The sequence below is a fragment of the Burkholderia anthina genome (genome assembly GCF_001547525.1).
Classification (GTDB): Bacteria; Pseudomonadota; Gammaproteobacteria; order Burkholderiales; family Burkholderiaceae; genus Burkholderia; species Burkholderia semiarida.
The window spans coordinates 1,148,755-1,165,521 of sequence record NZ_CM003768.1; the positions used below are offsets into that span (position 1 = coordinate 1,148,755).

Sequence of the window (16,767 nt, forward strand, 5' to 3'; positions counted from 1 at the left end):
GATCGTCAAGCCGGCTTGCCCCAGCTGTCGCGCAACCCGACGATCCGGTTGAACACCGGCTTGCCCGGCTTCGAATCGACACGATCCGCAACGAAGTAGCCGTGGCGCTCGAACTGCACGCGCGTTTCCGGCGCGATGTCGCCGTTGCCCGGCTCGACGTACGCCTGCACGATCTTCTTCGAATCGGGGTTCAGCGCGTCGAGGAAGTTCGCGCCGCCCGCGTCCGGATGCGGCTCCTTGAACAGGCGGTCGTAGATCCGCACTTCGGCCGGCTGCGCGTGCTTCGCGCTGACCCAGTGGATGTTGCCCTTGACCTTGTAGTTGTTCGCGCCTTCGGTGCCCGACTTGCTGTCCGGGAAGTAGTTGCAGTGCACGGCCGTCACGTTGCCGTCGGCGTCCTTGTCGAAGCCCGTGCATTCGATCACGTAGCCGTAGCGCAGGCGTACCTTGTTGCCCGGGAACAGGCGGAAATAGCCCTTCGGCGGATGCTCGACGAAATCCTCGCGCTCGATCCACAGTTCGCGCGAGATCGGGAACGTGCGCACGCCGCGGTCCGGATGATGCGGATGCACGGGCGCCGTGCAGGCTTCCTCGAGGTCTTCCGGATAGTTGTCGATCACGAGCTTCAGCGGATCGAGCACCGCGACCGTACGCGCGGCCTTGTCGTCGAGGTCGTCGCGCAGCGCGCCTTCGAAGACGCTCATGTCGATCCACGAATCGATCTTCGTCACGCCGATCCGCTCGCAGAACAGGTGAATGCTCTCCGGCGTGAAGCCGCGGCGGCGCACGCCGACGATCGTCGGCATGCGCGGGTCGTCCCAGCCGTCGACGTGGCCTTCGGTGACGAGCTGCAGCAGCTTGCGCTTGCTGGTGATCGCGTACGTGAGGTTCAGCCGCGAGAATTCGATCTGCTGCGGCAGCGGGCGCGTGAACACGCCGGCTTCCGCGAGTTCGTTCAGCACCCAGTCGTACAGCGGGCGGTGATCCTCGAATTCGAGCGTGCACAGCGAATGCGTGATGCCTTCGAGCGCATCCGAGATGCAGTGCGTGTAGTCGTACATCGGATACACGCACCATGCGTCGCCGGTGCGGTAGTGGTGCGCGTAGCGGATCCGGTAGATCACCGGGTCGCGCATGTTCATGTTCGGCGAAGCCATGTCGATCTTCGCGCGCAGCACGTGCTCGCCTTCCTTGAACTCGCCGGCCTTCATCCGGCGGAACAGGTCGAGGTTTTCCTCCGGCGTGCGCTCGCGGAACGGCGACGGCTTGCCGCCTTCGGTCAGCGAGCCGCGGTTCGCGCGCATTTCGTCGGCGCTCTGGCTGTCGACGTACGCCTTGCCGCGCTTGATCAGCAGCTCGGCGAACTCGTACAGCTTGTCGTAGTAGTCGCTCGCGAAATACTGGTGATCGACCGCGTCCTTGCGCCAGTCGAAGCCGAGCCAGCGCACCGCGTCGACGATCGAGTCGACGTATTCGACGCTTTCCTTTTCCGGATTCGTGTCGTCGAAGCGCAGGTGGCACACGCCGCCGTAGTCGCGCGCGACGCTGAAGTTCAGGCAGATGCTCTTCGCGTGACCGATGTGCAGATAGCCGTTCGGCTCGGGCGGGAAGCGCGTCTCGACGCGGCCGCCCCATTTGCCGGTGCGGTTGTCGTCGTCGATGATGTTGCGGATGAAATTGGAAGCCGCGGGGGCGTCGTTGCGTTCGGTGCTCATGCGGTTGGCGTCAGGGTTGTGTCGGCGCGTCGCGCCGGTTTAATCCTGTAATTCTACCTGACCGGGGTCCGTCCCGCGCGGCCCGCCGGTCGGCCGCGGTCCAGTCGCGATGCGTGTCGCAATATATCGAGTGTGTGTCGGCTGTAACACGACGTAAATCGGATTGCCCGCGCCGTTCGGCTTTTCCTATGATGGCTCTACCGATTCAACGCCGCCGGTCGCAATTTTTGCGTGGTGGAAGGAAGCCAACAACCATGATGAAGAAGACCACTTTTCTCGTTCGTACCGCGGTGATCGTCGCGGCCCTGTCGCAACTCGGCGCATGCGCGATGACGCATACGCAGCGCAATGCCGGGATCGGCGCGGCCGCAGGCGGCGCGCTCGGCTACCTGATCACGGGCGGCCCGGTCGGCACGGTGGCCGGCGCGGCGGCAGGCGGCCTGGTCGGCGCCGGCGTACGCTGATTCACGCCGGCAGGCGCCCGCGATGCGGGCGCCCTGACCGCCGGCTGCGGTCGTGCGCCTGCCTGAACGCGTCACGATCCGCTCGAAGTTCAAGCACATCCCCCGGATTTTGACAGGCACCATCAGGGAGAGGCGGGTGTGCGACACTGCGTCGACGCTACTACATGACTCCATTCGTCGACGAATCCTTCCATGACCGACTCCGTCGTTTTCGTCTTGCCGGGTTACGCCAATTCGGGCCCGCTTCACTGGCAAAGCCGTTGGGAGCGTGCCGATCCGCGTTTCGTGCGGATTGCGATGCCGGACTGGAACCACGCGTTCCGCAACGGCTGGTGTCGCGCGCTCGATCGTGCGGTCGAAGCCGCGCGCGGGCCCGTGCTCATCGCCGCCCATAGTCTCGGCACGCTGACCACCGCATGGTGGGCGACCCGCTACGCGCGGCCGGCCGCGCTCGCGAAAGTGCGCGGCGCATTGCTGGTCGCGCTGCCCGATCCTGCCGGGCCGGCGTTTCCGGCCGACGCGCACGGCTTCGGCCCGGTGCCGCACGAGCGAGTGCCGTTTCCGACCTGCGTCGTCGCGAGCAGCGACGATCCATACGGTTCGCTCGCGTTCGCACGCGATTGCGCGAAAGCATGGGGCAGCACGTTCCATGACCTCGGCCCGCGCGGCCACATCAACGCGGACAGCGGGCTCGGGGAATGGCCGGAAGCGCGCGGCTGGCTCGAGGCGCTGGGGACGACGGACTGACTGCCGGTCGTGGTTCACCGAATCGGACACATTTTTTAACCAAGCGCGAATTTCATGCGATGCGTCGCGGCGCGACGTGCGCCTTGCTGCGCGTACGATTGTCTTGGGCGCGACGCGCAACCGACTGCGTGTTGTGACCAACCCCATGACTTTCTGATCGGCCGGGCCGATAAAGTGACGGCCTGTTCAATTCGATTGGAAGGAGGGGCCATGTCGAGCGGCTCGAGGCGAGGCCGACGCGAAGCAACTGTTCGACTGGGCTCCGATGGGAACCGCGGTGCAGGTATCGTGAAGATCGCATCGGCAACGCGATTCGCGATCCCGTGTCTGGCGATGCTGATCGGTCTGCTCGCCGGTTTCGGCTGGCGCAGCCTCGCCGACTGGACCGACAGCCCCATACGGATCGATCCCGGCACCGACCTGCTCAGCGTGCTGCCCGACGAAGTGATGTCGCTGACCTATACGACCGCTGCGCTCACGCTGACCGCGCAGCGCTCACAGCCCGCGGCGCGGTTCGCGGTGCAGGTGACTTATGCGGATGGGCGTGCCCCCCGGCAATGCGTGGCGTCGGCGGATCTGGCCGCGCACCTCGAGTCCTTTTCGACGATCGTCGCGCAACGGCAGCTCGACCCGGCCGACCTCGCGCGCGGATTTCCGCAGCAGATCGGGCGGCTGGATATCCGTGATCGCATTGCGTCCGAGCCGCCGCCGCCGGTCGTCTTCCTGGCCGCGGCGGATTCGGACGCGGTCGCCATCGCCGTCGACGGTCTGTGGGCCGGGCACGGTGGCTACGCGGCCGTCGTGCGTTCGCCATCGCGCGCGGCGCTTGCGGCGCTGGCCGGCGGCTGCGATACGCTGGCCCGGCGCTGACCGGACGGCGGGCGCCCCCGTTCCGGCCCGCCGCCGCGCCGCTCAGATCGCCTGCTTCGCCTTCAACGCGGCGATCCGCACATCGTCGTAGCCGAGCATGTCGCGCAGCACGTCTTCCGTCTGCGCGCCGAGCAGCGGCGGGGCCGTGCGCGCGTCGGGCGGCGTCGCGCTCATCCGGATCGGGTTGCGCACGAGCTTCACGTCCGCGCCGCACGGATGCGGCAGCGACACCTGCATCCCGCGCGCGACCACCTGCTCGTTGTCGAACACCTCGTCGAGATCGTTGATCGGCCCGCACGGCACGCCGGCCGCTTCGAGCGCGCCGATCCAGTCGGCCTTGTCGCGCGCCTTCACCATCTCCGCGAGGATCGGCACCAGCGTGTCGCGGTGGCGCACGCGCGACGGGTTCGTCGCGAAGCGCGCGTCGTCCGCCAGCTCGGGCCGGCCGCCCGCCTCGACGAACTTGCGGAACTGCCCGTCGTTGCCGACCGCGACGATGATCCAGCCGTCGCTCGTCTGGAACGTCTGGTACGGCACGATGTTCGGATGCGCGTTGCCCCAGCGCACCGGCGGCTTGCCGCTCGCGAGGAAGTTGGTGTTCATGTTCGCGAGCAGCGCGACCTGCACGTCGAGCAGCGCCATGTCGATGTACTGGCCTTCGCCCGTGCGGTCGCGGTGCGCGAGGGCGGCGAGCACGGCGATCGTCGAATAGAGGCCGGTCGCGAGATCGGCGATCGCGACGCCGGCCTTCTGCGGGCCGCCGCCCGGCTCGCCGTCGCGCTCGCCGGTGATGCTCATGAAGCCGCCGATCCCCTGCACGATGAAGTCGTAGCCCGCGCGATGCGCGTACGGGCCGGTCTGGCCGAAGCCGGTGACCGAGCAGTAGACGAGATCGGGCTTCACCGCGCGCAGCGAGTCGTAGTCGAGCCCGTATTTCTTCAACTGGCCGACCTTGTAGTTCTCGAGCACGACGTCGCTCTGCGCGGCAAGCTCGCGCACGATCTGCTGGCCTTCCGGCGTCGCGATGTCGACCGTCACCGAGCGCTTGTTGCGGTTCGCCGCGAGGTAGTACGCGGCCTCGGCGGTATCCGCGCCGTCCGCGTCCTTCAGGTACGGCGGCCCCCAGTGGCGCGTGTCGTCGCCGGCGCCCGGGCGCTCGACCTTGATCACGTCCGCGCCGAAATCGGCTAGGGTCTGCGCGCACCACGGGCCCGCGAGCACGCGGGTCAGGTCCAGCACGCGGATATGGCTCAGGGCACCCATCGTCGAATCGTCTCCTTTCATGGCGGGCCTGCGTTGTCGGGCAAGGCCGATTGGCATGCCGAGCATCTTAAGGCGAATCGGCCGCGCGGGTGGCCTGGAGCCTGTTCCCGCTGATAACGTGCTCAGCGCAAGCCCGTTATCAGCGGGAACAGGCTCCGACCGGTCGTCCGGATGGCCGAGCCGCCTCGCCGGCGCTTTGCCCGGAAGCCGGCCCCGATCCCGTATAATCGATCGTTTCCGAATCCATGCCGCCGCGCGCCCCGCCTGGAGCGCCGGCGTTTGAAGCCGTCTTTGCCAGACTGTCCCCGCACGCCATGAAAGCTGCCGAAATCCGCGAGAAATTCCTCAAATTCTTCGAATCGAAGGGCCACACGATCGTCCGCTCGTCGAGCCTCGTGCCCGGTAACGACCCCACGCTGATGTTCACGAACTCGGGCATGGTCCAGTTCAAGGACGTCTTCCTCGGCACGGACCCGCGCCCGTACTCGCGTGCCACCACGGCCCAGCGCAGCGTGCGCGCGGGCGGCAAGCACAACGACCTCGAGAACGTCGGCTACACGGCGCGCCACCACACGTTCTTCGAGATGCTCGGCAACTTCTCGTTCGGCGACTACTTCAAGCAGGACGCGATCAAGTTCGCGTGGGAGCTGCTGACCACGGTCTACCAGCTGCCGAAGGACAAGCTGTGGGTGACCGTCTACCAGGAAGACGACGAAGCCTACGACATCTGGGCGAAGGAGGTCGGCGTGCCGACCGAGCGGATCATCCGGATCGGCGACAACAAGGGCGCGCGCTACGCGTCTGACAACTTCTGGACGATGGGCGACACCGGCCCGTGCGGCCCGTGCACGGAAATCTTCTACGACCACGGCCCGGACGTGTGGGGCGGGCCGCCGGGGTCGCCTGAGGAAGACGGCGACCGCTACATCGAGATCTGGAACCTCGTGTTCATGCAGTTCAACCGCGACGCGCAGGGCAACATGACGCGCCTGCCGAAGCAGTCGGTCGACACCGGCATGGGCCTCGAGCGTCTCGCCGCGGTGCTGCAGCACGTGCACAGCAACTACGAGATCGACCTGTTCCAGAACCTGATCAAGGCCGCCGCGCGCGTGACCGAGACCGGCGACCTGACGAACAACTCGCTGAAGGTGATCGCCGATCACATCCGCGCGTGCTCGTTCCTGATCGTCGACGGCGTGATCCCCGGCAACGAAGGCCGCGGCTACGTGCTGCGCCGGATCGTGCGTCGCGCGATCCGCCACGGCTACAAGCTCGGCCGCAAGGGCGCGTTCTTCCACAAGCTGGTGGCCGATCTCGTCGCCGAGATGGGCACCGCGTATCCGGAGCTGAAGGAAGCCGAGCAGCGCGTGACCGACGTGCTGCGTCAGGAAGAAGAGCGCTTCTTCGAGACGATCGAGCACGGCATGTCGATCCTCGAGGCCGCGCTCGCCGACGTCGACGCGAAGGGCGGCAAGGTGCTCGACGGCGAGCTCGCATTCAAGCTGCACGACACCTACGGCTTCCCGCTGGACCTGACGGCCGACGTGTGCCGCGAGCGCGGGATGACGGTGGACGAGCCGGCATTCGACGACGCGATGGCGCGCCAGCGCGAGCAGGCGCGCGCGGCCGGCAAGTTCAAGGCCACGCAGGGCCTCGAATACTCGGGCGCGAAGACCACCTTCCACGGTTACGAGGAAATCGCGTTCGACGACGCGAAGGTCGTCGCGCTGTACGTCGACGGTTCGGCCGTCAACGAAGTGAAGGCCGGCCAGGATGCGGTCGTCGTGCTCGACCACACGCCGTTCTACGCGGAATCGGGCGGCCAGGTCGGCGACCAGGGCGTGCTCGCGAATGCCGCGACGCGCTTCTCGGTGGCCGACACGCTGAAGGTGCAGGCCGACGTGATCGGCCATCATGGCACGCTGGAGCAGGGCACGCTCAAGGTCGGCGACGTGCTGCGCGCGGAAATCGACGCGCATCGCCGCGCGCGCACGCAGCGCAACCACTCGGCCACCCACCTGATGCACAAGGCGCTGCGCGAAGTGCTCGGCGCGCACGTGCAGCAGAAGGGTTCGCTCGTCGACGCGGAAAAGACCCGTTTCGACTTCGCGCACAACGCACCGATGACCGACGACGAAATCCGTCGCGTCGAGCAGATCGTCAACGACGAAATCCTGGCCAACGCGCCGGGCATCGTGCGCGTGATGCCGTACGACGAAGCGGTGAAGGGCGGCGCGATGGCGCTGTTCGGCGAGAAGTACGGCGATGAAGTGCGCGTGCTCGATCTCGGCTTCTCGCGCGAACTGTGCGGCGGCACGCACGTGCACCGCACCGGCGACATCGGCCTGTTCAAGATCGTGATGGAAGGCGGCGTCGCGGCCGGCATCCGCCGCGTCGAGGCGATCACCGGCGACAACGCGGTGCGCTACGTGCAGGAACTCGACGCGCGCGTGAACGAAGCGGCAGCGGCGCTGAAGGCGCAGCCGTCGGAACTCACGCAGCGCATCGCGCAGGTGCAGGAGCAGGTGAAGTCGCTCGAGAAGGAGCTGGGCGCGCTGAAGTCGAAGCTCGCGTCGAGCCAGGGCGACGAGCTCGCGCAGCAGGCCGTCGAAATCGGCGGCGTGTACGTGCTGGCCGCGACGCTCGACGGCGCCGATGCGAAGACGCTGCGCGAAACGGTCGACAAGCTCAAGGACAAGCTGAAGAGCGCGGCGATCGTGCTGGCGGCCGTCGAAGGCGGCAAGGTCAGCCTGATCGCGGGCGTCACGCCGGACGCGAGCAAGAAGGTCAAGGCCGGCGAGCTCGTGAACTTCGTCGCGCAGCAAGTGGGCGGCAAGGGCGGCGGCCGTCCCGACATGGCGCAGGCGGGCGGCACCGAGCCGGCGAACCTGCCGGGCGCGCTGGCCGGCGTGAAGGGCTGGATCGAGGAACGGCTCTGATCGTTGCACGACCGACGCGATGCGGCCGCAATGACGGCATCGCGTGAATCGAAAAACGACCCGATCGGCAGATGCCGGTCGGGTCGTTTTGTTTGTGCGGCCCATGCGCGTCGCTCGAGGCGGCGACGCGTGCGCACGGGTCACGCCGGCACGGTCGGGCTCGGCTGCGCCACGTCGCCGGGCTGCCGCGCGGCGTCGGTGAGCGCATCGCGCAGCGCGGCGAGCGCCGCCGACGCATGACCGCGCCGCCACCCGAGCAGCGTGTCGATGCCTTCGAGTTCGGGAATCGTGTGCGCGGCGATGTTGCCCGTCTCGGGTTGCAGATCGAGCACCGAACGCGGCGCGACCGCGATGCCCGCGCCGGCCGCGACGCACGCGACGATCGCGTGATACGAGCCGAGCTCGAGCACGCGCGCCGGCTTCACGCCGTGCGCCGCATACCACTGCTCGACGTACTTGCGATACGCGCAGCCGCGCTCGAACGCGATCAGCGTCGGCAGGATCACGTCGCGCGGCGTACGCACCGGCGGATGGCCGCGCGGCGTGAGCAGCACGAGATCCTCACGGAAGATCGGCGCCGTCTCGAACGTGTCGGGCAGCGTGTCCGGCTCGGGCGGGCGCGCGAACAGCGCGGCGTCGATCTCGAAGTCGCGCACGCGGTCGATCAGGCACCCCGTCGTGCCCGTCACCAGTTCGAGCGACACGTCGGGCCATGCGTGGTGGTAGCGCGCGAGGATGGCCGGCAGCCGGCTCGCGGCCGTGCTTTCCATCGTGCCGAGCCGCAGCCGCCCGCGCGGCGTGTCCTCGCGCACCGCGTCGCGCGCCTCGTCGGCGAGCGCGAGCAGGCGCTCCGCATACGGCAGCAGCGTATGCCCGGCCGGCGTCAGCACGAGCCGGCGGCCGTCGCGCACGAACAGCGCCGCGCCGAGTTCCTCCTCCAGCTGCTTGATGCGCGTCGTGACGTTCGACTGCACGCGATTGAGCTTGGCCGCCGCGCGCGTCACGCCGTTCTCGCGCACGACCGCCCGGAAGATCGCCAGCGCCGACAGGTCCATGATTCTCTCCAAAGGATGAGTCGATTCTCAATTATTCATTTTTCGAGAACGTTTGGTCAAGCTAGGATAGATCCATTCCGATTTCCGATCGGCGCGGCGCGCGACGTGCCGGCCCATGCCGCCATGTCCCGCTTCGATGCTTCGACCGCCGCCGCCCGCGCGTTTTCGTCCGACCAGGCCGACCGCCGCGCCCGCGCGGCCGCGCTCGCCTGCATGGTCGGCCTGGCCGTCGTGCTCGGTGTCGGCCGTTTCGCGTTCACGCCGCTGTTGCCGCTGATGCTCGCGGACGGTTCGATCGGGCTGAAGGCTGGCAGCTGGCTCGCGTCGGCGAACTACGCGGGCTACTTTGCCGGCGCGGTCAGTTGCGCGGCGCTGCGCGTCGCGCCCGCGCGGATGGTGCGCTTCGGGCTCGCGGCGACCGTGCTGCTGACCGCCGCGATGGGCGTCGGCCACGGGTTGCCGGCATGGCTCGTCGTGCGTTTCGTCGCGGGCGTCGTCAGCGCGTGGACGTTCGTGTTCATGTCGCAATGGGGGCTGCGGCGCCTGGCCGAGCTGCATGCGCCGGAATGGAGCGGGGTGATCTACGCGGGGCCGGGCGTCGGCATCGTGGCGACCGGGCTGATCGGCAGCGCGCTGGCCGGCCAGCGCGCGGCGGTGGGCTGGCTGGGCTTCGCGGCGTTGTCGGCCGTGCTGTCGGTCGCGATCTGGCGCACGTTCGGTGCGGCGCCGGCTTCGACCGCGGCCCCGCGCGCCCAGGCCATGCCGCCGGCCGCCGCGCCACATGCGGCGCCGGCCGGCACGCGAAGCGGTCGCGCGGACGCCGCGTGGCTCGTCGTGCTGTACGGCGCGCCGGGCTTCGGCTACATCATCACCGCGACGTTCCTGCCGGTGATCGCGCGCGCCGCGCTGCCGGCCGGCTCGCCGTGGCCCGACCTGTTCTGGCCGATGTTCGGCGCGGCGCTGATCGTCGGCGCGATCACCGCCGCGCGACTGCCCGGGCACTGGGACAACCGGCTGCTGCTGGCGGCCGGCTGCGCGACGCAGGCGCTCGGCATCGCGGCCGGGATCGTGTGGCCGAACGCGGCCGGTTTCTCGATCGGCAGCGCGCTGCTCGGCCTGCCGTTCACCGCGATCACGCTGTTCGCGATGCGCGAGGCGCGGCGCCTGCACGGCGAGCGCGCGGCCGGACTGATGGGCTACGCGACCGCGTCGTATGGCGTCGGGCAGATACTCGGGCCGCTCGTCGCGGCGCCGCTGGCCGCGCGCTTCGGGTCGTTTACGCCCGCGCTGTGGGTCGCGGCGGCCGCGCTGCTGGCGGGTGCGGCCGGCTTCGGCGCGATTGCGTCATCGCGTCTGCGCCGCTGACGTCCGCCGCCGATGCGCGGGGCCCGCGCCGCATCGCGCAACATGCGGGCAATCGATCGAATGCGCGATGTGTCGTGACGGTCCGACCCGCGCGACGGCGGTCGGCCATGTGCCGTCTGCTCACTGATAGTCCAGCAGGATCACGGCGTCCGCGCGGACCAATCCGCTGCGCACGAGCGGACCGGTCTGCACGTAGGAGGCCGTGAACGGCAGCGTGTAGGAGCCCGCCTGTCCGTTGTACGGCGTGGGGCGCGATTGCCCGAGCGGCACATACTCTGACTGTTGCGCGTTGAAGAGCTGAATGCCGACGCCCGCCGCAGTCGAATCGGGATGCAATGCGAGGGTGCCGGGCAGACCTTGAACCTGGCCGTTCACTGGCACGAACTGATAGCCGATCTTGTTGAATCCGGCCGGACAATCGCGGAGCTGGACCATGAACGGCTTCGTTCCGGCGGTGCTGCCGATACCGTTGAAATTGGCCGGAGATACCGTCGGCAATACCACGGTTTGTGACGGAACCATGCAGGTGCCGGCGATGAAGGTGGTGTCCGCGGCGAGGTAGATGCTCGCCGCCTCGCTCAGCAAACCGGCTTTGTAGTTGACGATAAAGTACATGTTGAACAAGAACGGCTTCAGGCTGCCGCTCTTCGGCGTGCGGCTGTCGCGGAACAACTGGATTTCGATGCTGTTGCGCACCGTCGTCCTGGTGCTCGCGGTGGCCGGTACGCCATCGTAAAGAATGCGCGTCGACAGGCCTGCCACGCGGGTTTCGATGTCCGGGCCGTCACTCATGCCGAGCAGGCTGCCTCTCGGATAGAAAATCGTACTCGTGATTTCACAGGTATCGCTGCCGCACAGGTCCCGGGGCGTGTAGGAATCGCGCGAAACGACGGTCCCGACCGGCGTTGTCGACGGCACGGCGAGGTGGCCGTTGCCAAAGGCGGTGATGGAGGCCCGAGCGCCGCTCGGGGCGAGCGTCATCGATAAAACGAGGGCCGCGAGCAGTGCAGCGACGCCTGATGGCATTCGCCGCCGCCGCCGTGCCGGGCCGGTGCAATGATGTGACATGATGGAATTCGTCGTGACCAACTGATTGTGGCGGCGGGGCGCCGCGCAGGGTGGAGTCGGTATTTTTGGGGAGCTTGTACACGGCGGGAATAGGTCACGTACTAAAGTTGGAATCAATATTTAGGACTCGATCGCCGAGTTCCCGTGCCGATCGATGGCTCGTTTCGGCCAGATCTTGCTTGTCGTGCGGGAAATGGCGCGATGCCGCCACGCCCGGATGCGCGCTCCGTCGGCTTGGATCGAACGGAGGCAGGTGCTGCCTGAGAACGTTCGTGCCGATCGATCCGGCCGCGCCCAAACTCGCTAGAATGAGGCCTTTTCCGCGCCGAACGAGCATGCGAGTCGCCCGCGGGCGGCCGCCGCGCGCTCGCCATGCCCCATCGATGACCACCGCCGACTACCGCTTCTGCCCGCGCTGCGCGAGCCCGCTGACCGAGCGGGCCGATCCCGACCACGAAGGCGGCCGCATTCGCCAGGCCTGCCCCGACGATACCTGCGGCTATGTGCACTGGAACAACCCGCTGCCGGTCGTCGCCGCGATCGTCGAACTCGACGGCAAGATCCTGCTCGCGCGCAACGCGGCGTGGCCCGAGGGGATGTTCGCGCTGATTACCGGCTTCCTCGAAAACGGCGAGACGCCCGAGGACGGCATCGCGCGCGAGGTGTTCGAGGAAACCGCGCTGAAGGCCGAGCAGGTATCGCTCGTCGGCGTGTACGAATTCATCCGCAAGAACGAGCTGATCATCGCGTACCACGTGCGGGCGTCGGGTACGGTGTCGCTGTCGCCGGAATTGCTCGAATACAAGCTCGTCGATCCGCCGCTGCTGCGCCCGTGGCGCGCCGGCACGGGCGTCGCGCTCGCCGACTGGATGCGCGCGCGCGGCCTCGATTTCGAATTCGTCGACCGGCCGGGGCAGTGACGGGCCGGCCTGCCCGCGGCGCGCCGTTCGCCGTGCCGCGCGCGATCGCGACGCGGCACGGCGTTGCTGGCTGGCGCGCCGCGTGCTTCGGCCGCCGCGCGTCGTTCCAGTCGTCCCCATCGTCCGCATCGTTCCCTTCGCTTCCATCGTCCTGAGCGCCATCGCCATGTCCGACAAGCCGCAGCCGCGTCCGCGCGACGCCTATCGCCACTTCCTGCCGATCACGACCCGCTGGATGGACAACGACGTCTACGGGCACGTGAACAACGTCGTCTACTACAGCTACTTCGACACCGTCGTGAACGAGTACCTGATCCGCGCGGGCGTACTCGACGTCGAGCACGGGCAGACGATCGGCCTGGTCGTCGAGACGCAGTGCAACTATTTCGCGCCGCTCGTGTTCCCGCAATCGGTCGATGCGGGCCTGCGCGTCGTGAAGCTCGGCACGTCGAGCGTGCGCTACGAAGTCGGGCTGTTCGCGCAAGGCGATGCGTCGCCCGCCGCGCAGGGGCATTTCGTGCACGTGTACGTCGATCGCGGCACGCGCCGCCCGGTGCCGCTGCCCGACGCGCTGCGCGCCGCGCTCGAACCGCTCGCCGCCTGACGACGCGCGGTGCACGCGTTCGCGCTCCAGGCCTTCAACGGCCTCAGCTACGGCTTGCTGCTGTTCATGCTGTCGGCCGGCCTCACGTTGATCTTCAGCGTGCAGGGCGTACTCAACTTCGCGCATGCGAGCTTCTACATGCTCGGTGCGTACGTCGGCTACGGCATCGCGGCCCATGCGGGCTTCTGGCCCGCGCTCGTGCTGGCGCCGCTGGCGGTCGGGCTGCTCGGCGCCGGCTGCGAGCGCGTGCTGCTGCGCCGCGTGCAGGCGCGCGGCCATACGAGCGAACTGCTGCTGACCTTCGGGCTCGCGTACCTGATCGGCGAGGGCGCGAAACTCGCGTGGGGCCTCGCGCCGCTGCCGGCGCCCGTGCCGCCGCTGTTCGACGGCCCGCCCGCGAACGTGCTCGGTCTCGCGTTGCCGCGCTACCGGCTGTTCATGATGGCGATGTCCGCGACGATGCTGATCGCGCTCGGCGTGTTGCTGCGCGCGTCGCGCCTCGGGCTCGTCGTGCGCGCGGCGCTCACGCATCGCGCCGCGGTCGAGGCGCTCGGCTACGACGTGCCGCGCGTGATGACGGCGCTGTTCGGCGCGGGCACCGCGCTCGCGGCGCTGGCCGGCGTGATCGGCGCGCCGCTCGCGGTGATCGAACCGGCGCTGGCCGAGACTGTCGGGTCGGTCGTGTTCGCGATCGTCGTGATCGGCGGGCTCGGCTCGCTCGGCGGCGCGTTCGTCGCGTCGCTCGCGGTCGGCTTCGCGCAGACCTTCGCGGCCGCGAGCGACACGTCGCTGCGCGACCTCGCGCAATGGACGGGCCTCGCACTGCCCGACAGCGTGGCCGCCGTGTCGATCGCGCAACTGGCGCCGCTCGTGCCGTACCTGCTGCTCGTCGCGGTACTGGTCGCGCGGCCGCGCGGGTTGTTCGGCGAGCGTGCCGATGCGTAGCCGCGCAGTGGCCGGATGCGCGCGCTGGGCGCTGTTCGCCGCCTGCTTCGCGCTGCCCGCGTGGCTGTGGCCGCACGGCGCGGTGCTCGGCTATCTCGCGCAGACGGCCGCGCTCGTCGTGCTCGCGCTGTCGTACAACCTGCAGCTCGGCACGACCGGGCTGCTGTCGTTCGGGCATGCGGCGTTCGCGGGCCTCGGCGCGTTCGCGGCCGCGCACTGGTTCAATCGCGTCGGCGGCCCGCTGCCGCTGTTGCCGCTCGTCGGCGGCGCGGCCGGCGCGGGCTTCGGGTGCGTCGCCGGGCTGCTGGCGACGCGCCGTTCCGGCACCGCATTCGCGATGATCACGCTCGGGCTCGGCGAATGCGTCGCGGCGGCCGCATGGAGCGTGCCCGCGTGGTTCGGCGGGATCGGCGGCGTGCCGATCGACCGTGCGGGCGGCGCGCCGTGGGGCAACGGGTATTTCGGCGCGCCGGCGCACGCGTATGCGGTGATCGCCGCGTGGTGCGTCGTGTCGGCGTGGGCGATGCATGCGCTCACGCGCACGCCGCTCGCACGGCTCGCGAACGCGGTGCGCGACAACCCGGCGCGCGTCGCGGCGCTCGGCACCGATCCGCGTCGCGTGCGGCTCGCGATGGTTGTCTGCGCATCGTTCTTCGCGGGTATCGCCGGCACGCTGACGCTGATCGACGTCGAGATCGCGACGCCCGACAGCGTGTCGATGGCGCGCTCGGCGACCGTGCTGATCGCCGCGGTGATCGGCGGCACCGGCGCATTCTTCGGGCCGGCGGCCGGCGCGGCCGTGCTGACCGCGCTGAGTACCGGCGTCGCGGCCGTGTCGCGCGCGTGGGCGCTGTATCTCGGCGTGCTGTTCGTCGCGATCGTCGTGGCCGCGCCGGGCGGGATCGCGGGTGTGGCACAGGCGCTCGCGCGGGTGCTGCGGCGCGGCGCGCCGGCGGTCGAGCGGTGGCGCGCGCTGTGCGGCGTCGCCGCGTGCGCGTTCTGGAGCATCGCGATCGTCTGCGCGGCCGAGCTCGGTTATGCATGGCGCTTCGCGCAGGACGACGGCGCGCGCCTCGCGTTCGGCGCATGGGGCATCGACGCCGATACGCCGATCGGCTGGGCCGTCGCGGTTTCGGCTGCCGGCATCGGCACGCTGCTGTGGAGCTGGCGCGCGCGGCTCGTGCACGGCGCGGCGGTCGCCACGCGGGAGAACGCGCGATGAACGGCAACGCGATCGCGCTTCACGGCGTCGTGCAGCGCTTCGGCGCGCAGACCGTGCTCGACGGTGTCGACCTGAGCATCGCGGCCGGCGAGCGCCACGCGCTGATCGGGCCGAACGGCGCGGGCAAGTCGACGCTGTTCGGCGTGATCGCCGGCGCGACGCGGCCGACGCGCGGGCGCGTCGTGCTGCACGGTGTCGAACTGCGCGGGCGCGGGCCGGTCGTCGCGAGCCGCCTCGGCATCGGCCGCAGTTTCCAGCAGACGAGCGTATTCGCGCGCCTGAGCGTATTCGACAACCTGCGCTGCGCGGCGCTGCATGCGCCGGCCGAGCGGCGGCGCTGGTGGAACCGGCTGCGCGAATCGGTGTCGGTCGATCTCGCGGCCGCGCGCGTGCTGCACGACATCGGCCTCGACGCGCGGCGCGACACGCCGGCCGGCGAACTGAGCTATGCGGAACAGCGCGCGCTCGATCTCGGCATCGCGCTCGCGAGCGGCGCGCGGACGCTGCTGCTCGACGAGCCGACGGCCGGCATGAGCCGCGCGCAGGCGGCGCGGATGATCGCGCTGATCCGTGCGACGACGCAGGGCCGCACGGTGCTGATGATCGAACACGACATGGACGCGGTGTTCGGTTTCGCCGAGCGCATCACGGTGCTCGTGCGCGGTGCGGTCGTCGCGACCGGCGCGCCCGATGCGATCCGCGCCGATGCGCGCGTGCGTGCCGCGTACCTGGGCGAGGGCGCGACATGAGCGCCGTGCTCGACATTCGCGGGCTGCGCGCGTGGTACGGGATGCAGCCCGTGCTCGACGGCGTCGATCTCGCGCTGGCGCCGGGCGAGACGCTCGCGCTGCTCGGCCGCAACGGCTCGGGTCGCTCGACGCTCGCGAAGGCCGTGATGGGGCTCGTGCGTACGGCCGGCTCGGTGCGCGTCGCCGGTGCCGAATGCGTGGGGGCGCGCACGTTCGAGATCGCGCGGCGCGGCGTGGCTTACGTTGCCGAAAGCCGCGACGTGTTACCATTGCTGAGCGTGCGCGACAACCTGCGGCTCGGTTTGCGCGGCGCGAGCGGCGCAGCCGAACGCACGGCGCTCGACCGCCTGTTCGAGCGCTTTCCGCTGCTGGCCGCACGCGCGGACGTGAAAGCCGGGCGGCTGTCGGGCGGCGAGCAGCAGGTGCTCGCGCTGGTGCGGGCGCTTGCCGGCCGCCCGCGCGTGCTGATCGTCGACGAACCGGCCGAAGGGCTCGCACCGCTCGCGGTCGACGAGGTCGGCGCGTGCCTCGCCGCGCTGCAGGCCGACGGCGTCGCGATCGTGCTGATCGAGCAGCGGCTGCAGCTCGCACCGCGGCTCGCGCGGCGCGTCGCGGTGATGGGGCGGGGACGGATCGTCTACGACGGCGCGCTCGACGGGCTGGACGACGAGGTCATGCACGCATGGCTGAGCGCGGGCTGACGGCGCCCGGTCGATTGTTCGGCAAACTCCGCCAGTCAATTCGCGTCGAGCCGCTTTATCGCTGCGGTGCGGCAACGTAAATTGCCAGTCAGGCCGGTCGCCATCGCAACGCATCGACGCATCGTCGCGGCGACCGGCGC

The 16,767-nt window shown here is 69.5% G+C and carries 15 protein-coding genes; 11 read left to right on the forward strand and 4 right to left on the reverse strand.

Going from position 1 to position 16,767, the window contains the following annotated elements; all coding sequences use genetic code 11:
• Window positions 1-5: 5 nt before the first annotated feature.
• Entirely contained in the window at window positions 6-1,715 is a 1,710-nt protein-coding gene (locus tag WS64_RS05310) for a glutamine--tRNA ligase/YqeY domain fusion protein (RefSeq protein ID WP_060965920.1), read from the reverse strand.
• Window positions 1,716-1,969: 254 nt separating this feature from the next.
• On the opposite strand from WS64_RS05310, the gene WS64_RS05315 reads away from it, so the two are divergent.
• From WS64_RS05315 to WS64_RS05325, 3 genes are all read left to right on the forward strand, one after another.
• Window positions 1,970-2,179: an ornithine acetyltransferase gene (locus WS64_RS05315; protein ID WP_006497729.1), complete on the forward strand. Its 210-nt coding sequence runs from the start codon at window positions 1,970-1,972 to the stop codon at window positions 2,177-2,179.
• A 192-nt stretch (window positions 2,180-2,371) separates the two neighbouring features.
• The gene (locus WS64_RS05320) at window positions 2,372-2,926 is read left to right on the forward strand and encodes an RBBP9/YdeN family alpha/beta hydrolase (RefSeq protein ID WP_060965921.1); all 555 of its coding nucleotides are present in this window, start codon (window positions 2,372-2,374) and stop codon (window positions 2,924-2,926) included.
• 288 nt (window positions 2,927-3,214) lie between these two features.
• Entirely contained in the window at window positions 3,215-3,796 is a 582-nt protein-coding gene (locus tag WS64_RS05325) for a hypothetical protein (protein ID WP_244166568.1), read from the forward strand.
• 42 nt (window positions 3,797-3,838) lie between these two features.
• On the opposite strand, the gene WS64_RS05330 is transcribed toward WS64_RS05325, so the two are convergent.
• Window positions 3,839-5,059, reverse strand: a complete 1,221-nt coding sequence (locus WS64_RS05330; protein WP_060965922.1) for a CaiB/BaiF CoA transferase family protein — start codon at window positions 5,057-5,059, stop codon at window positions 3,839-3,841.
• Between the two features lie 314 nt (window positions 5,060-5,373).
• Here WS64_RS05330 and alaS point away from each other — a divergent pair, with 314 nt between their 5' ends.
• The gene (gene alaS, locus WS64_RS05335) at window positions 5,374-7,998 is read left to right on the forward strand and encodes an alanine--tRNA ligase (RefSeq protein WP_060010098.1); all 2,625 of its coding nucleotides are present in this window, start codon (window positions 5,374-5,376) and stop codon (window positions 7,996-7,998) included.
• A 140-nt stretch (window positions 7,999-8,138) separates the two neighbouring features.
• Here the strand turns inward: alaS and WS64_RS05340 are convergent, their stop codons facing one another.
• Complete coding sequence (locus WS64_RS05340) at window positions 8,139-9,053, reverse strand: LysR family transcriptional regulator (RefSeq protein WP_060965923.1); 915 nt, start codon at window positions 9,051-9,053, stop codon at window positions 8,139-8,141.
• Between the two features lie 123 nt (window positions 9,054-9,176).
• On the opposite strand from WS64_RS05340, the gene WS64_RS05345 reads away from it, so the two are divergent.
• Window positions 9,177-10,418 carry a YbfB/YjiJ family MFS transporter gene (locus tag WS64_RS05345; RefSeq protein WP_060965924.1) on the forward strand — a complete coding sequence of 414 codons (1,242 nt, stop codon included), beginning with the start codon at window positions 9,177-9,179 and terminating at the stop codon, window positions 10,416-10,418.
• Between the two features lie 120 nt (window positions 10,419-10,538).
• Here the strand turns inward: WS64_RS05345 and WS64_RS05350 are convergent, their stop codons facing one another.
• Window positions 10,539-11,486 carry a fimbrial protein gene (locus WS64_RS05350; RefSeq protein WP_244166569.1) on the reverse strand — a complete coding sequence of 316 codons (948 nt, stop codon included), beginning with the start codon at window positions 11,484-11,486 and terminating at the stop codon, window positions 10,539-10,541.
• A gap of 383 nt (window positions 11,487-11,869) precedes the next feature.
• Here WS64_RS05350 and WS64_RS05355 point away from each other — a divergent pair, with 383 nt between their 5' ends.
• From WS64_RS05355 to WS64_RS05380, 6 genes are all read left to right on the forward strand, one after another.
• Window positions 11,870-12,406: an NUDIX domain-containing protein gene (locus tag WS64_RS05355; RefSeq protein WP_059575932.1), complete on the forward strand. Its 537-nt coding sequence runs from the start codon at window positions 11,870-11,872 to the stop codon at window positions 12,404-12,406.
• A gap of 166 nt (window positions 12,407-12,572) precedes the next feature.
• Window positions 12,573-13,010, forward strand: coding sequence for an acyl-CoA thioesterase (locus WS64_RS05360; protein WP_027787751.1), 438 nt, complete (start codon window positions 12,573-12,575; stop codon window positions 13,008-13,010).
• A 9-nt stretch (window positions 13,011-13,019) separates the two neighbouring features.
• Window positions 13,020-13,955, forward strand: coding sequence for a branched-chain amino acid ABC transporter permease (locus WS64_RS05365; RefSeq protein ID WP_060965926.1), 936 nt, complete (start codon window positions 13,020-13,022; stop codon window positions 13,953-13,955).
• Window positions 13,948-15,177, forward strand: coding sequence for a branched-chain amino acid ABC transporter permease (locus tag WS64_RS05370; protein WP_060965927.1), 1,230 nt, complete (start codon window positions 13,948-13,950; stop codon window positions 15,175-15,177). The genes WS64_RS05365 and WS64_RS05370 overlap by 8 nt, the downstream gene beginning before the upstream one ends.
• On the forward strand, window positions 15,174-15,926 hold the full coding sequence (locus WS64_RS05375) for an ABC transporter ATP-binding protein (protein WP_060965928.1): 753 nt from the start codon (window positions 15,174-15,176) through the stop codon (window positions 15,924-15,926). Before WS64_RS05370 ends, WS64_RS05375 begins: the two co-directional genes overlap by 4 nt.
• Entirely contained in the window at window positions 15,923-16,627 is a 705-nt protein-coding gene (locus tag WS64_RS05380) for an ABC transporter ATP-binding protein (protein WP_060965929.1), read from the forward strand. Before WS64_RS05375 ends, WS64_RS05380 begins: the two co-directional genes overlap by 4 nt.
• Window positions 16,628-16,767: the final 140 nt, after the last annotated feature.

Excerpts from the sequence above, each read along its gene's own strand:
- WS64_RS05310 (WP_060965920.1), bottom strand. The coding sequence starts at position 1,715 with ATGAGCACCGAACGCAACGACGCCCCCGCGGCTTCCAATTTCATCCGC.
- WS64_RS05315 (WP_006497729.1), top strand. The coding sequence starts at position 1,970 with ATGATGAAGAAGACCACTTTTCTCGTTCGTACCGCGGTGATCGTCGCG.
- WS64_RS05320 (WP_060965921.1), top strand. The coding sequence starts at position 2,372 with ATGACCGACTCCGTCGTTTTCGTCTTGCCGGGTTACGCCAATTCGGGC.
- WS64_RS05330 (WP_060965922.1), bottom strand. The coding sequence starts at position 5,059 with ATGGGTGCCCTGAGCCATATCCGCGTGCTGGACCTGACCCGCGTGCTC.
- alaS (WP_060010098.1), top strand. The coding sequence starts at position 5,374 with ATGAAAGCTGCCGAAATCCGCGAGAAATTCCTCAAATTCTTCGAATCG.
- WS64_RS05340 (WP_060965923.1), bottom strand. The coding sequence starts at position 9,053 with ATGGACCTGTCGGCGCTGGCGATCTTCCGGGCGGTCGTGCGCGAGAAC.
- WS64_RS05345 (WP_060965924.1), top strand. The coding sequence starts at position 9,177 with ATGTCCCGCTTCGATGCTTCGACCGCCGCCGCCCGCGCGTTTTCGTCC.
- WS64_RS05350 (WP_244166569.1), bottom strand. The coding sequence starts at position 11,486 with ATGTCACATCATTGCACCGGCCCGGCACGGCGGCGGCGGCGAATGCCA.
- WS64_RS05355 (WP_059575932.1), top strand. The coding sequence starts at position 11,870 with ATGACCACCGCCGACTACCGCTTCTGCCCGCGCTGCGCGAGCCCGCTG.
- WS64_RS05360 (WP_027787751.1), top strand. The coding sequence starts at position 12,573 with ATGTCCGACAAGCCGCAGCCGCGTCCGCGCGACGCCTATCGCCACTTC.
- WS64_RS05370 (WP_060965927.1), top strand. The coding sequence starts at position 13,948 with ATGCGTAGCCGCGCAGTGGCCGGATGCGCGCGCTGGGCGCTGTTCGCC.
- WS64_RS05375 (WP_060965928.1), top strand. The coding sequence starts at position 15,174 with ATGAACGGCAACGCGATCGCGCTTCACGGCGTCGTGCAGCGCTTCGGC.
- WS64_RS05380 (WP_060965929.1), top strand. The coding sequence starts at position 15,923 with ATGAGCGCCGTGCTCGACATTCGCGGGCTGCGCGCGTGGTACGGGATG.